Raw genomic sequence first — 13,837 nt, 5'->3', positions numbered from 1 at the left:
CGCGCCGGACAGGTCCGTCGAACCTGGGTCGAGTACCCGGTAGGAGCCGGAGGCCGGGATGAACCCATCGACCGGGCCATCCGTTGTGAACCGGCCACGTCCCACTGACCACCACGGCCGGCCGAGAGGGGAGACGGTTGACCATCCCGGTACCGCTTCCGGCCAGGACACCCGCGCCTGCCTCCGAGTCGCCGACCCTCCCGCCGACCCGGCTCAACGACACGCCCGAGGCGCTGACCTCGCGGGCGAGCGCACTCGATCCGGGCCGGTGGACGGGTCGGTGGAGCGAGCTGGCCCCGCTGGCCGGGCCACCGGTCACCGGGCCACCGGTCGCGACGCCCGGCGACCGGACCACCGCCCCCGCCGACCGGGCCACGGCGAGCCCGGCCCGGCCCGGGTCCGGATCGACGTCGCCGGTGCGGTCGCCCGGCGTACCGCAGTGGTTGGACGACGGCGGGTGGGGCGCCGAGGACCGGGCGCGGCTGCGGCGGGCGTTGACCGACCGGTACGACGCGTACGCCCGGGTGGTCACCCGGACCCTCGCCGAGGAGCCCGGCCTACGGGCCGCCGCCGGCCACGGCGCCGACCTGGTGGGCGACCTGGTGGCGCTCTGCGCGTACGTGGCCGACCGGGCCGCGGTGAACCACGCCCTCCGTGGCTCCGCCGAGCGGCCACCCGGCGCGGAGGCGCTGCTCGCCCGCGGCGCGACGAGCGGCCTGCGTCGCCTGCCGACCGTCATCGGCCCGGTCTACGCCACCAGCAATTCGGCGGTGACCGCCGGCTACCGCGCCGGTGACGAACTCGTCGAGCCGGCCTTCGTCGACGTGCGGCTGACCGGTGGGGCCGGCCCCGACGTCGCGGTGGAATACGTCATCTGGTCGGTGAGCGCCCGGCGGATCGACCCGTTCACCCCGCAGGCACGGCCCGCCGCGACGTTCCCGCCGGGCAGCCGGTTCGCGGTGCTCGCCGTCGACGAACCAGCCCGCGACAGTCCGCTGCGGGTGCTGCTGCGCGACCGTACCGGCGAACGCCCGACGGCGGCCGGGCGCGGCGACGAGACACTGCGGCGACTGCGCGGGAACGCGACCGGCACCGGGCTGCGACACCCGGCCACCCTGGACTTCCCGATCGGTCTGGACGGCGGGGGGCGTCGCTTCGTCCCGGGCCCGAGCCCGCACGCCGGCGCCGCACCGGCCCGGCTCACCGACCCCGTTCCCGGAGGTTCACGACGATGAGTTCCCAAGTGGTGTCGGTGTCGCACAGCGAGCCGGGTGGGCTGCCCCGGATCGCCGACGCGCTGGCCGTCGCCGGTCCAGGCACGACGATCGTGCTCCAACCCGGCACCTACCACGAGGAGCTCCGGATCATCGGGGACGTCACGCTGGCCGCCGAGGACGGTCCCGGCACCGTGACGCTCCAGGCGCCGGAGGCGGTCGCCCTCTTCGTCGGCGCCGGCCGGGTGGAGCTGCGCGGCATCACCGTCGTCGGTGGTGGCGACCGGTTCCCGGCGGTCCAGGTCACCGGCGGGTCGTTGCGAATGTCGGACTGCGAGCTGCGGGCCGACGGGCTGGTCGCGCTGCACGCCGGCGACAGCCGCCTCGACCTCGACACGTGCGTGGTGGGCAACGCCGCCGGCGCCGGCCTGCTCCTGGAGGGCGGGATGACCGGAACGATCCGGGCCACCACGGTACGGGACGTCGGCGGTGCCGCGATGGTCATCTCCTCGGGCGCCGACCCGGAGTTCGTCGACTGCACGGTGACCGGCGCCGCCGGACCGGGCGTGCTGTCCACCCGCGCCGGGCGGGGCAGCCTGGTCGACTGCGTCGTGTCGGCGGTCGCCGGGCCGGCGGTCGCCGTGGAGAGCGGCGGAGCGGTCCGGCTGCTGCGTACCACGATCCGTGACGCCGGTGGCCCGGCGGTGGTCGCCACCGGCGGCCGGCCGACGCTGGAGGACTGTGTCATCCGGGACATCCGCGGGCACGGGGTGGTGATCGCCGGGGATGCCGACCCGACGCTGCTGCGCTGCCAGGTCGAGGGCACCACCGGGCACACCGTCCTCGCGCTCGAGACCGCCACCGGGCAGCTGGTCGAGTGCCGGCTCGACGCGACCGCCGCCGCGGCGGCGGTCGCGGTGACCGACGGCGCGGCGCCCACGCTGCGGGACTGCCAGATCACCGCCGCCGGCGAGGCGGCCGTGATCTTCGACGACGGGGCTCGGGGCGCGCTGGTGGGGTGTGCGGTGACAGGCGGCCGGACCGGCGTGCTGGTACGCACCGGCGCCGATCCGGTGCTCGAGGACACGGTCGTCGCCGACTGCCTGGACTTTGGCGTGCAGGGCGTCGACGGCGGGCTCGGCACGGTACGCGGCTGCACCGTCGAGGGCTGCGGCGAGGCCGGTGTCCGGGTCGCCGGCGCCCAACTGGTGCTCACCGACTCCCGGCTGCGCGGCGGCCGGCACGGCCTGATCGTCGGCCGGGACGGCCAGGCCACCGTCACGTCCTGCGAGGTCGGCTCGGCGGCCCGGGCCGGCGTCGTGGTCGAGGCGGCCGGCGACCTCGACCTCCGGCACAGCCGGGTCAGCGGCGGTGACCTGGTCGGCGTACGGTTCGCGCCGGGATCGCGGGGCGCGCTGGTACGGTCGGAGGTCGTCGACAACGGCACCGACGGCGTGCTCCTGGAGACGGCTGACGTCGTCGACCTGGCCGACTCCACCATCACCGGCAACCGCCGGGAGCAGGTCCGCCGGGTGGGGGCGGCGACCCACCCGAACCGGCGGGACGTGCCCCGGTCCGGCGACCTCCCGACCCACGAGCCGGCACCCGTCCTGCCGTCGCCGGACCCGGAGCCGGGCCGGCGTACCTCGGATCCGGCCCAGGTGCCGTCGGCGCGGCCCGGCGCGGCGGAGGCCGAGCCGGGTGGCGTCCCATCCGATGACACCGATGCCGTCGCGCCGCTGCTGGCGCAGTTGCACGCGCTGGTCGGCCTGGCCGCGGTGAAACAGGAGGTCGCCACGCTGGTCGGGCTGCACCAGGTGGCCCAGCGGCGGGCGGAGGCCGGGCTGCCCCGCCCGCCGATGTCCCGGCACCTGGTCTTCGCGGGTGCGCCCGGCACCGGCAAGACCACGGTGGCCCGGCTGTACGGCCAGATCCTGACCGCCCTCGGGGTGCTCGAGTCCGGCCAGCTCGTCGAGGCGTCCCGGGCCGACCTGGTCGCGGAACACATCGGCGGCACCGCGGTGAAGACCACCAAGAAGTTCACCGAGGCGCTCGGCGGCGTGCTGTTCGTCGACGAGGCGTACACGCTCAACCCGATCGAGGGGGCGAGCGGGCACGACTTCGGCCGGGAGGCCGTCGACACCCTGGTCAAGCTGATGGAGGACCACCGCGACGAGGTGATCGTGATCGCCGCCGGATACTCGCCGCAGATGCGGCAGTTCCTGGCCGGCAACGCCGGCCTCGCCTCGCGTTTCTCCCGCACCATCGAGTTCGACAGCTACACCACCGACGAGCTGATCACCATCGTGGAGCGGCTCTGCCGCACCCACCACTACGTGCTGGAGTACGACACCCGTGGCGCGCTGGCCGGGCTGTTCGACGCGATGCCCCGGACCGAGTCGTTCGGCAACGCCCGGGTGGCGCGGAAGATCTTCGAGGAGATGATCGGCCGGCAGGCGTACCGGCTGTCCGCGGAGGGCGCCAGCGACGGGGTGGAGCTGGCCCAGTTGCTGCCGCAGGACCTGGGCGCCGCCCCGACCGCGACCGCCGGCTCGGACGCGGCCGGCAGCGCCGCGGTGGACGGGCTGCTCGCCTCGCTGCACGCGATGACCGGCCTCGACGCCGTGAAGCGGGAGGTCGCCGACCTGGTCGACCTGCTGGCCAACGTCCGGGTCCGGGTCCGCGCCGGGCTGCCCGCCCCGGCGGTCTCCCGCCACCTGGTCTTCTCCGGGCCGCCGGGCACCGGCAAGACCAGCGTGGCCCGGTTGTACGGTCGGCTGCTGGCCGCCCTCGGGGTGCTCGGCGGCGGCCAGGTCGTCGAGGTGGCCCGCGCCGACCTGGTCGGCGAGTACATCGGACACACGGCGCACCGGACCCGGGAGGCGTTCGACCGCGCCCGTGGTGGCGTGCTGTTCATCGACGAGGCGTACACGCTTAGTCCCCCGGACGCCCGCAACGACTTCGGCCGCGAGGCGATCGACACGTTGGTCAAGCTGATGGAGGACCACCGCGACGAGGTCGTCGTGATCGTCGCCGGGTACGAGCGGGAGATGGTCGCGTTCCTCGCCGCCAACGCCGGACTTCAGTCGCGGTTCACCAGGCACATCCACTTCGCCCACTACACCCCCGACGAGTTGGTGGCCATCTTCCAGAGCCTCGCCGCGGCCAGCGGATACGAGTGCCCGTTGGAGACGCTGGACGCGCTACGGGCGCACTTCACCGCGGTGCCGAAGGGGCCCTCGTTCGGCAACGGCCGCTACGCCCGTCAACTGCTCGACGAGGCGGTCACCCGGCAGGCCGGCCGGCTACGCGGGCGTACCGATCTGTCGGTGGAGGAACTCCAGACCCTCCAGGCGGTGGACGTGACGGCGGTCCGGACAGCCTGAGGTGACCACCGTGCGCGACCACCAGGATCCCCTGGACGACCGGCGCCGGGCCGGGCTCCGGAACGAACGCCGGGCCGCCGACCCGAGGGTCTTCGGGGACGCACCGGTGGCCCCACCCGTGCCTTCGGGCCGGGGCCGCCGCCTGGTCGGGCGGTTGTTGAGCGTGCTGGCCGCCGGCTCCGTCGTCGTCGCGGTGGCCGTGAACACGGCGGACCGTGGCCCGGAGCCGCCGCCGTCCGCCGAGCTGCTCCCTCCCGATCCGGCCGGATCGCCGGCAGCGCCGGTCGCCGCACCGACGTTCCCGCCGGCCAGGACGAGGACCACCCCGGAGCCCACGGCTTCCGGACCCGCCACGCGGGAAGGTCCCCCGCCGCGCCGGCGGGCCACCGGTGGCCCCGCGCCGGCACCGTCCGCGACCGGCCGGGCCGGCGTCTCCACGGGGACAGGGCCGACCATTCCCCACGCCGGCGCCGTGGTCCAGGTGGTCAATGCCGGTACGGGCAAGCCGATCGGAGTGGCCGCCGGCTCCACCCAGGACGGCGCCGCGATCGTGGCGATCGGTGACACCGCCGGCACCGCCCCGCAGTGGCGGCTGCTGACCGCCGGCAACGGGTGCTTCCAACTCGTCAACATCCGCTCCGGCAAGGCACTGGACAACCCGGACGGCGACGCCGTCAACGGCGGGCACATGCAGCAATGGACGGCGTTCGCGGGCAACCCGAACCAGAGCTGGTGTTTTCACCCGTTGGGTGCCGGCGGCTACTCGATCCGCAACCTGAGCAGTGGCTTTCTCCTGGACCTGACCGACGGTGGAACTGCCGACGGCACACCGCTCCAGCAGTGGAGCGCCGACCCCGCTCACCCGAACGCGAACCAGACGTGGCGCCTGCAACTCGTCCGGCGCTCGTGACGGGCACCTCGCCCTCGCCGACCACGCCCCGCACGTCCGCGGGACGTCCCCTTCCCCCAAGCCGGAGACTCGAATGACCGTAGCGAACACGATGCGCCGCACCATCGGCCTCGCCGCCGCCTGGGTGGCGGTGCTGATCGCCCTCAGCCTGCCCGGCACCGCCGAGGCCCATGTGCCGACCGTCACCGGCGTCGCCGCGTGCGATGCCGCTACCGGTAGCTGGGTGGTCACCTGGACGGTCACCAGCAGCGAGCACGATCTGGCCGGCGAGCTCACCGAGGTGTCGGGGACGCCGTCCGAACGGCCCGTGTCCGGCATCGCGGCCGGTGCCGCCCTTCCCGCCGCACCCCGTGCGCTCACCGGGCGGCAGACCCTGCCGGGCGGGGCGAAGCGCGCCAGCCTGGCCGTGACCGCGATCTGGCAGCGCCCCACCTTCAGCGTGCGCGAGTCGGCTTCCGCGACGGTGGGCCTCGGTGGCACCTGCCAGCAGCCCCGTGCGGCGCAGCCCTCGGCCCGGCTCGCCTCCACCTGTGCGGGCTCGGTGACGGTCAGCCTCGTCAACGCCGCCGACGCCGACGTGGCCGCGCGGTTCCGGGTCGGCGCCCAGCGTGGATTCACCAGGTCGATCGAGGTACGGCCGGGTGGCCGGGAGACCGTCACGGTGCCGCCGGGCAACGGTGGCGGGATCACGGTCACGGCGGGCGACCGGAAGATCGCCTCCGGCGCGTACGCCGAGCCCGCCTCGTGCGGTCCACAGCTGCCCAGGACGGGTGTGTCGCTTCCCGGCGTCGTCGCGATCAGCGTCGCGCTGATCATGGTGGGGGTGGCGATCCTGTTCAACGTCCGGCGCGGCACTCGTCCGGCGGAACGGACTGGACCATGACGGGAATCCCGAGGCTGAGAATGGCGGCCAACGGGGGGCATTGACATCGGATGCACGTCCCGGCAGGCGGTCACCTGAACCCGTACGTTCTGGTGGTCGATGCGCTCCGCGCCACCGGCGGTGAGGTTTCCCTGCTGCTGCTGTCCGCGGACGGCGGCGCGCTCGACGGGCAGCGCCGCCGGGCATTGGGCGAGGCGCAGGTCCACGGTGTGCGGTGGTCGACCCGGACCCATTCGACCCGCGGCGACGAGGTCAGCTTCTCGGGCCTGGATCGGCTCGACCCCGACCGCAGGCCGAGTCGATCCGGGCGGCGACACCGATGCTGGTGATCCCGCTGGCGGTGGATCAGCCGGTCCGGGCGCACTTCGTGGGCAGCGCGGGCTTCGGGACGGCGTCGGCGGAGCAGCCCGGTTGCCGGGCGGACCTAACGTGAGATCCAGTCGCCCCGGGCCCCGCCGGCGGCGCTCGAAGGAGTGGCCATGCCCGTTCGAGTCCTGCTCCGCCCCGCCGCCGCCGTCGTAGTCGTCGCGCTCGCGACCAGTGGCTGCACGTCCACGAGAAGCTCCACGGAGTCCACCGCGACCACGACCGTGACCGAGGCCCCCACCGGCGGGGCGGTGACACCGGATGCCGCCGCGGCGAGCGTCGCTCCCCGCACGTCCGGCACCGGCTCGACGAGCGGCGACACGAAGGGCAGCCGTCCGACCGACAGCACCGGCGGCGACGCCGGCCGGTCCGGCACCACGTCGGGCGGTCCGGCCATCGTCTACTTCCGGATCGCCGGCAAGCCGTCCTGCCCGGCCGGGACCACCGTCAACCCGATCGCCGGGCAGCCGGTCCTCGTGGAGTGGAAGGCCACCGACGTGGACTCCGTCGCCCTCTCGGTCGACGGCCCCGGCATCTACGGCGACAACTACCCGGCGACGGGCAGTGAGACCTTCCCCTTCCCCTGCTCCGGCAAGGAGGGTGACATCCAGAAGCACACGTACCTGCTGACGGTCCGCAACGCGCGTGGCACCCGGACGAAGACCCTCGTGGTCAGCGCCCGGGTGCACGACGTCCCGGCGGTGTGACCCGCGGTCCCGCCGGTCAGGCGTTCGACCGCCGGTTCATGGCGGCGAGCAGCCCGACGTCCGGGGCGAGCGCGCCGTCCCGGCCCAGCGAGCGGAAGTCCGCCTCGACCGCCGCCCGATCCAGCGCCCCCGCCCGTACCGCGTGGTAGCGCACGACGGACCAGCGGAAGACGTCGAGACTGCGGCATGCGCCCCGACCGCACCCGCCGGTCGAACGCCGCCGGCGCGACCGCGCTCGTCGGCGGCGGGCGGTCGAGCATCGGCGCCACCGGCCGGGTGTCCGCGGGAACCGTGACACGCGGCCGGTCGCCCCGTCAATCGGCGGCGCGGGCGGCGGGTGGGGTGGCCATCCGGTGGTTCTGGCCGGGCACCCGGAAGTGGTGGAAGGTGACCGTGGCGCTGAGGTCGAGCGCGTGCACCCAGTGCCACCAGCCGACCGGGACGAGCAACATCTGGCCCGGTTCGAGGATCGTCTCCAGCACGGTGGCCTCGGCGTAGCGGGGATGCCGGTCGAGGTCCGGCCGGTCCGCGTCCACCGCGCTGAACGTCCCGCCCCGCGGGTAGACTAGGTGCCGCTGGTACGACGGGACCAACCGGACGTGCTTGCGGCCGAGCACCTGGCCGAGCAGCACCGTGCTGTTGTCGACGTGCAGCGGGGTCACCGTGCCGGCGGGGCCGAGCAGCAGGTGCCCCCCGGCGGCCGGGTCGACGAGGTGGGCCGGTGGCCGCACGTCCTCGGCGAGCGCGCGGAGCGCCCCGTTCCAGTTCTCGTTGCGGGGCACCATGTAGTAGTCGTTGGTCCGTGTGCCGGAGCCGAGCATCGCCAGGTAGTCGCGGAACGGCATGGTGGTGCGGTGCCGGTCGTACTGCCAGGCGTGCTCGGGGTTGGACTCCCGGTCGGTCATCACCTCGACCACGGCGTCCGGGCAGCGGTGGGCCATCGCGTCCAACGTCCAGTGCCGCGCCGGCCAGTCGGTCATCAGGCCGTCGAGCACGACCGGGCGGTTGGCGTAGTAGTAGCGGCCGAAGAACTCCGCCGCGCTGAGATGGGTACGCCGGTCCAGGTCACGGCCGCCGTCGTCGTCGCGCAGCACCCGGTAGGTGTCGAGCACCGACTCCATCCAGTCGTAGCGCAACGCGAGCCGCCGGCAGACGGCGAAGTACGGGTGGCTGGTCAACGCCGCCAGCTCGGCGTCGACGGCGTCGGCGTCGGCGCCGCCGGCGACGGCCGCCGCGCGGGCCTGCTGGGTGGCTACCCCCATCGCCAGGTTCTCGACGAGCCACTCCCGCCAGGCGGGAAGCAGGCCCGGCGCGACGGCCACGGTCACCGGACGACCTCCAGGCGGACCGACGCCGACGGCCGGGCCGGCGGTGCGGTCGCGCTCGTGTCGACGACGCTCGGCAGCGGCGTGAGCCGTGGTGCCCGGGTGTACTCGGAGCAGTTGACGTAGGAGTTCTTCACGTGGGCCGGAATGTGGTCCGGCGAGGTGTCGGTCATGTCGGGCAGTCAACCGGCGCGCCGTCCCGGCCCGCCAGGGACGCCGGTCCCGGCCGTCCCGGGACGGTGGCGCCGCACCGAACGGACGACGCGCCGGTCCCGCCGGCCCGGGACATCCACCCCTGGCCGGCGGGACGTCACCGCGGGCAGGCTGCGCTCCGCGTCCGCCGGCCCGGCGGACGAAGTGATCCGGAGGAATCCCAGTGGGTGTGATGGTGCAGGCGCCTCGCCGCCGTCGGCGGTGGAGGGCGCTGATCGCCGCGATCGTCAGCGGCAAGGCGGTCGCGCAGAGCTGAACCCGGTGGCGGGCCGGTCGCTTCCGACCGGCCCGCCACCCGAGCACCCGCCGTTCCGGTGGTCCCGTCGGCGCCGGCGGGCTGACACAGTGGACCCGACATGCCAGACGTATCCCGGACCCGGCGGTGGGTCGCGTGGGCGGTGGTCGCCGGCACCGCCCTGCTCACGCTCGGCGCGGTCGCCGCCTGGGCGGTGGCGACTCCCCCGTTCGACGCCATCCAGCTCTACTCCCTCGTCGACCTGCTCGACGGCGTCGTCTACGGCGCCGTGGCCTGGCTCATCCTGAGCCGGCAACGCGCCGGCGGCCGGCTCCCCGGCCTCATCGCCTGCGCGGCGGCGCTGGGCAGCGCGCTCTCCGCGTTCGTCGCCCAGTGGCACCTCGCCGTCGGCGGCCCGCCGGTGCTGGCCGCCCTGCACCAGTGGGCCTGGCTGCCCGGGTTGTACGCGTTGGTCCTGATCATGCCCTGGCTGCTGCCGGACCGGCCGCTCGGCCGGATCGACCGGCTCGCCGTCGCCGCCGGCACCGGCTACCTGGTGGTGACGCTGGCCGCCGCCGTCACCGCGCCGTCGCCGCTGGGCGTGCTACCGCTGACCCCCGAGGCGCGCGAGGTCCGGACCGCGCTGCTGCGACCGCTGGTGCCCGTGCTGCCGTACGCGCTGGTCGGGCTCGGCCTGCTGGCCTGCGCCGGGTTGGGGTGGCGGTGGCGGCGCGGCCCCGCGCCGCAGCGGCACGGCCTCGGCTGGGCGACCGCCGGCAGTGGGCTGCTCACCCTCGCCTTCCTCGCCACGCTGCTGCCACCGGTCGTCCCGGCGATCCTGCCCGCGCTGCTGATGCTCGCCTCCCAGGCGTTCTTCCCCGCCGCGGTGGCGGTGGTGGTGCTGCGCCAACAACTGTGGGGGCTGCGGCTGGCCGTCCGGCGCACCCTCGTCTGGTATCTGATGACCGCCGTGGTGATCGCCGCGTACTGCGCGACGGTGGCCCTGCTCGACCGGTTGCTGCCGCGTTCCCTGCCGCTGCCGCAGCTCGTGGTGACCGGCGCGCTCGCGGCGGCCTTCCAACCGATCCGCCAGGCGGTGCAGCGGCGGGTGGACCGGCTGGTGCACGGCGAGGCGCCCGAGCCGCTGCTGCACCGGGTGGTGCACAGCGTCGGCAGCACCACCGACATCGGCGCGACCGTCGCCGCCGCGCTCCGGCTGGCCGAGGTGCGCGTCACCGAGGGCGGGCAGCATCCCCCGCCGAGTGACCACGGCACCCCGGTCACCGTGCCGCTGACCAGCGGCGACCGTGAGGTCGGCCACCTGCACGCCTGGCCCCGGCCCGGCGAGCTGCTCGGCGCCCGGGCCCGGGAGTCGCTCGCCGTCCTCGCCCCGGTGGTCGCCGCCGTCGTGGACCTCGCCGGCACCAACCGCGACCTGGCCCGGTCGCGGCAACGGCTGGCGGAGGTACGCGACGAGGAACGCCGATCGCTGCGCCGGGACCTGCACGACGGCCTCGGCCCGGCGCTCAGCGGCATCGGGTTGGGGCTGGCCGCCACCCGCAACCTGCTGCGCCGCGACCCGGACCGGGCGGAGAGCCTGTTGGACCGGTTGACCGACGAGCTGACCGCACGCGCGGCGGAGGTTCGCGAGCTGGCGCACGGCCTGCTGCCTCCGGTGCTCGCCGACGGCGGCCTGCGCCCCGCCCTGGACCTGCTCCGTGACCAGTACGCCCGGACCGGCCTGCGGATCGTGGTGCACGGACCGGCCACCCTGGACCCGCTGCCGGAGCCGATCGCCACCGCCGCCTACGGGGTCACCGCCGAGGCGATCCGCAACGTGCAGCGGCACGCCGGGGTGGACCAGTGCGCCGTCTCGCTGGAGCGGCGACCCGACCTGCTGCGCGTCACCGTCACCGACCAGGGTCGGGGCATGCCGCCCGGACCCGCCAACGCAGGCGTCGGTCTGCACGCGATGCGGGAACGGGCCCAGGCGGTGGGCGCGACCCTGACCGTCGGCCCGGCCGGCGCCCGCGGCACCATCGTCTGCCTGACCATCCCCCTGGAGCAACCGTGAGCGACAGTCCGATCCGCGTCGTCGTGGTGGACGACCACCCGGTCTTCCGGCTCGGCATGAGCGCGCTGCTCGACACCCTGACCGGCATCGAGTGCGTGGGCGAGGCCGCCGACGCCACCGACGCCCTGGCCCTCGTCGCCCGGGTACGCCCCGACGTGGTGCTGATGGACCTCCACCTCGGCCGGGGCTCCGGCATCGAGGCGACCCGGCTGCTGCGCCGCGACCACCCCGCGATCCGGGTCCTGGTGGTCACCATGCTCAACGACGACGCCTCACTGGTCGCCGCGCTGCGCGCCGGGGCACGCGGCTACGTCCTCAAGGGCGCCTCGGCCGCGGACGTGGAGCGCGGCATCCGGGGCGTCGCCTGCGGCGACCTGATCCTCGGCGCTCCGCTCGCCGACCGTGCCGGCGCGCTGCTCGGCGCCCGCTCCGACGCGCCGTTCCCCCAGCTGACCGACCGGGAACGCGAGATCCTCGGCCTGCTCGCGCGGGGCCTGGCCAACCCGCTGATCGCGCATCGGCTCGGGCTGAGCGCCAAGACGGTACGCAACAACGTGTCGGCCATCCTGGTGAAGTTGCACCTGGGCAGCCGGGCCGAGGCCATCGCGGCGGCCCGGGACCACGGGCTGGGCGCGCCGAGCACGGGTGAGGCGCCCCCGGTCACCGACCGGCACGCCTGACCGGGGGTCAGCCGCCCAGGAGCGCACGCTCGGCGGACGGTTCCGCCGGCAGGTGGACGCCGCTGATCTCCGCACAGCGGTCGAGCAACTCGTCTCCCAACGGGTCGATGCGCGAGCGCACCGGCCGCCAGTCACGGGCACTGACGTACCGCCCGGTGACCAGGGCGTCGGGGCCGGCGCCCACGGCCAGGCGCACCTGGCTCCGGGCGGCGTCGTCGGGGCTCGTCGGCGCGGCGTCGCCACCCATCCGGGTGCGTACCCAGCCGGGGTCGACCGCGTTGCTCAGGGTGCCGGGCCACCGTCGGGCCACGGCGACCGCGAGCGCCAGGTCCAGCAGCTTCGAGCTGGCGTACGCCTGCACGCCGTTCCACGGGCGGACGTCGTACCGAAGGTCGGTCAGGTCGGCCACCCCGTCGGCGGCCATCGCCGAGGACACGAACACCAACCGGCCGGGCCGGGGCAGCAGGGCCGTCAGCAGGTACGGCGCGAGCACATTGACCTGGAAGGTGGACTCCAGCCCGTCGCCGGTCAACTCCCGGGCCGGGGCGTCGAGCCGGGCGATCCCCGCGTTGTGCACGACGGCGTCGAGACGGCCGAACGCGGCCAGCGATCGGGCGAGCGCCGCGGTCTCCTCGATCGAACTCAGGTCCCCGACCGCGATCGCGGCCGCCGCCGGAAGCGCCGCCTTCGCCACCGCCGCCCGATCCTCGTCGCGGGCGTGCAGGACGACCCGATGCCCCTGGTCGACGAGTTGCGCAGCGGTTCGCCGGCCGATGCCGTCCACCGAGCCGGTGACGAGAATGGTGCCCATGTCGTTCCTTCCGTCCTGCGACCACGCCCTGACGTGCGGGGCTCGATGATCGATGGGAACTCCCGCCGCTTGGCGGCGTCTAAACGCGGCCACACCAAGTCCGGCCCAAGTGGTGGTTGCTGTGCTTCGGCCATGAGAAGACTCCTCGCCACCGGCCTGGCGCTCACCGTCAGCGCCGGCCTGACCGTGGTCGCGGCCGGGACCGCGCTCGCCCGACCCAACTGCGACGTACCCGTCCCGCCGCCGGCCTGCGACGACAGCCCGACCGAGCCGCCGCCTCCGCCGGTGGGCAGCGACAAGTATCCGACGGGCGCGCTGGAGTCGTGGGAGTACGGCGACGGGGCGGTGCGGGTCAGTGGCTGGGCCAGTGACCCCAACGGTGGACCGGTGCAGGTGACGGTGAGGACCGACGCGCCGCCCGCGGCGACCCGCCCGGCCGACCTGTGGCACGCCGGGCGGGGCGCCTTCGTCGGCTTCTCCTTCACGGTGCCGGCTTCGCCGGTGGCCGGGGTGCACCGGTTCTGTGTCACCGCGAACAACGTGCCCGACGGCACCGAGCCCGTGCCCGAGGTCGCCCCGCTGTCCTGCCCGCAGTACACGGTGAAGCCGACGCCGCCGAGCGACCTGACGCTGACCGCCGGGTACCAGGCCGGCAAGCGCACCCTGGACGTCACGTTCACCGACGACTCGCTCCGGGAGGACGGCTACCGCATCGACCTGAGCTGGCTGCAGACCCGGCCGAACGAGTACCCCCCGACCACCGAGGTCGGCTCCGCCCGAGCGATCATCTCCGGCACGCCGGACACCGGCCGACGCACCTGGCACTTCACCGACATGCCGCAGGCCTTCGTCCACGTGGTGGTGGTCTCGACCGAGGCCGGCCTGACCTCGGACGCGCTCACCGGCGGCGTCTCCACCCGCTGACCACCTCGGCGCGGCAGGTGTCCCGGGTCGGCGGGACACCCGGGCACGGACCGGAACCCGACCGGACCGGCCGGGACCGTCGAACGTGTGTGGCTTACCCCTCCCCCGG

At 74.9% G+C, this 13,837-nt stretch carries 13 protein-coding genes; 9 read left to right on the top strand and 4 right to left on the bottom strand.

Annotated features, from left to right (window positions below):
- Positions 1–137 precede the first annotated feature (137 nt).
- The 6 genes from ACH495_RS10170 to ACH495_RS10145 all read left to right on the top strand — a co-directional run bounded on the left by ACH495_RS10170 (position 138) and on the right by ACH495_RS10145 (position 7,466).
- The gene (locus ACH495_RS10170; protein ID WP_396857381.1) at positions 138–1,235 is read left to right on the top strand and encodes a hypothetical protein; all 1,098 of its coding nucleotides are present in this window, start codon (positions 138–140) and stop codon (positions 1,233–1,235) included.
- Complete coding sequence (locus ACH495_RS10165; RefSeq protein ID WP_396857380.1) at positions 1,232–4,600, top strand: AAA family ATPase; 3,369 nt, start codon at positions 1,232–1,234, stop codon at positions 4,598–4,600. Before ACH495_RS10170 ends, ACH495_RS10165 begins: the two co-directional genes overlap by 4 nt.
- A 10-nt stretch (positions 4,601–4,610) precedes the next feature.
- Positions 4,611–5,510 carry an RICIN domain-containing protein gene (locus tag ACH495_RS10160; protein ID WP_396857379.1) on the top strand — a complete coding sequence of 300 codons (900 nt, stop codon included), beginning with the start codon at positions 4,611–4,613 and terminating at the stop codon, positions 5,508–5,510.
- Positions 5,511–5,583: 73 nt separating this feature from the next.
- Positions 5,584–6,393: a hypothetical protein gene (locus ACH495_RS10155; RefSeq protein ID WP_396857378.1), complete on the top strand. Its 810-nt coding sequence runs from the start codon at positions 5,584–5,586 to the stop codon at positions 6,391–6,393.
- A gap of 50 nt (positions 6,394–6,443) precedes the next feature.
- Positions 6,444–6,722, top strand: coding sequence for a hypothetical protein (locus tag ACH495_RS10150; protein ID WP_396857377.1), 279 nt, complete (start codon positions 6,444–6,446; stop codon positions 6,720–6,722).
- Between the two features lie 150 nt (positions 6,723–6,872).
- A complete protein-coding gene (locus tag ACH495_RS10145; RefSeq protein WP_396857376.1) occupies positions 6,873–7,466 on the top strand; it encodes a hypothetical protein in 594 nt (197 codons plus the stop codon).
- Between the two features lie 16 nt (positions 7,467–7,482).
- On the opposite strand, the gene ACH495_RS10140 is transcribed toward ACH495_RS10145, so the two are convergent.
- The 3 genes from ACH495_RS10140 to ACH495_RS10130 form a co-directional block, all read right to left on the bottom strand.
- Complete coding sequence (locus tag ACH495_RS10140) at positions 7,483–7,620, bottom strand: hypothetical protein (protein ID WP_396857375.1); 138 nt, start codon at positions 7,618–7,620, stop codon at positions 7,483–7,485.
- A gap of 160 nt (positions 7,621–7,780) precedes the next feature.
- A complete protein-coding gene (locus tag ACH495_RS10135; protein ID WP_396857374.1) occupies positions 7,781–8,794 on the bottom strand; it encodes a cupin-like domain-containing protein in 1,014 nt (337 codons plus the stop codon).
- Entirely contained in the window at positions 8,791–8,964 is a 174-nt protein-coding gene (locus ACH495_RS10130; protein WP_396857373.1) for a hypothetical protein, read from the bottom strand. The genes ACH495_RS10135 and ACH495_RS10130 overlap by 4 nt, the downstream gene beginning before the upstream one ends.
- 396 nt (positions 8,965–9,360) lie before the next feature.
- Here ACH495_RS10130 and ACH495_RS10125 point away from each other — a divergent pair, with 396 nt between their 5' ends.
- Both ACH495_RS10125 and ACH495_RS10120 read left to right on the top strand, forming a co-directional pair.
- Positions 9,361–11,313 (top strand): histidine kinase, encoded by a 1,953-nt coding sequence (locus tag ACH495_RS10125; protein WP_396857372.1) that lies wholly within the window; start codon positions 9,361–9,363, stop codon positions 11,311–11,313.
- Positions 11,310–11,993: a response regulator gene (locus tag ACH495_RS10120; RefSeq protein ID WP_396857371.1), complete on the top strand. Its 684-nt coding sequence runs from the start codon at positions 11,310–11,312 to the stop codon at positions 11,991–11,993. Before ACH495_RS10125 ends, ACH495_RS10120 begins: the two co-directional genes overlap by 4 nt.
- Before the next feature lie 7 nt (positions 11,994–12,000).
- Here the strand turns inward: ACH495_RS10120 and ACH495_RS10115 are convergent, their stop codons facing one another.
- Positions 12,001–12,804: an SDR family NAD(P)-dependent oxidoreductase gene (locus tag ACH495_RS10115; protein ID WP_396857370.1), complete on the bottom strand. Its 804-nt coding sequence runs from the start codon at positions 12,802–12,804 to the stop codon at positions 12,001–12,003.
- 132 nt (positions 12,805–12,936) lie between these two features.
- Here ACH495_RS10115 and ACH495_RS10110 point away from each other — a divergent pair, with 132 nt between their 5' ends.
- The gene (locus ACH495_RS10110; protein WP_396857369.1) at positions 12,937–13,728 is read left to right on the top strand and encodes a hypothetical protein; all 792 of its coding nucleotides are present in this window, start codon (positions 12,937–12,939) and stop codon (positions 13,726–13,728) included.
- The last annotated feature ends 109 nt before the right edge of the window (positions 13,729–13,837 follow it).

The organism is Micromonospora sp. NPDC018662 (genome assembly GCF_044391475.1).
Lineage (GTDB): Bacteria > Actinomycetota > Actinomycetes > Mycobacteriales > Micromonosporaceae > Micromonospora.
Note: the sequence above shows the minus strand (reverse complement) of the source record. Positions and strands in the feature narration are given on the sequence as shown.

Coding starts and splice junctions, on each gene's coding strand:
- ACH495_RS10115 (WP_396857370.1), bottom strand. CDS start 12,804: ATGGGCACCATTCTCGTCACCGGCTCGGTGGACGGCATCGGCCGGCGA.
- ACH495_RS10130 (WP_396857373.1), bottom strand. CDS start 8,964: ATGACCGACACCTCGCCGGACCACATTCCGGCCCACGTGAAGAACTCC.
- ACH495_RS10155 (WP_396857378.1), top strand. CDS start 5,584: ATGACCGTAGCGAACACGATGCGCCGCACCATCGGCCTCGCCGCCGCC.
- ACH495_RS10110 (WP_396857369.1), top strand. CDS start 12,937: ATGAGAAGACTCCTCGCCACCGGCCTGGCGCTCACCGTCAGCGCCGGC.
- ACH495_RS10145 (WP_396857376.1), top strand. CDS start 6,873: ATGCCCGTTCGAGTCCTGCTCCGCCCCGCCGCCGCCGTCGTAGTCGTC.
- ACH495_RS10125 (WP_396857372.1), top strand. CDS start 9,361: ATGCCAGACGTATCCCGGACCCGGCGGTGGGTCGCGTGGGCGGTGGTC.
- ACH495_RS10165 (WP_396857380.1), top strand. CDS start 1,232: ATGAGTTCCCAAGTGGTGTCGGTGTCGCACAGCGAGCCGGGTGGGCTG.
- ACH495_RS10150 (WP_396857377.1), top strand. CDS start 6,444: ATGCACGTCCCGGCAGGCGGTCACCTGAACCCGTACGTTCTGGTGGTC.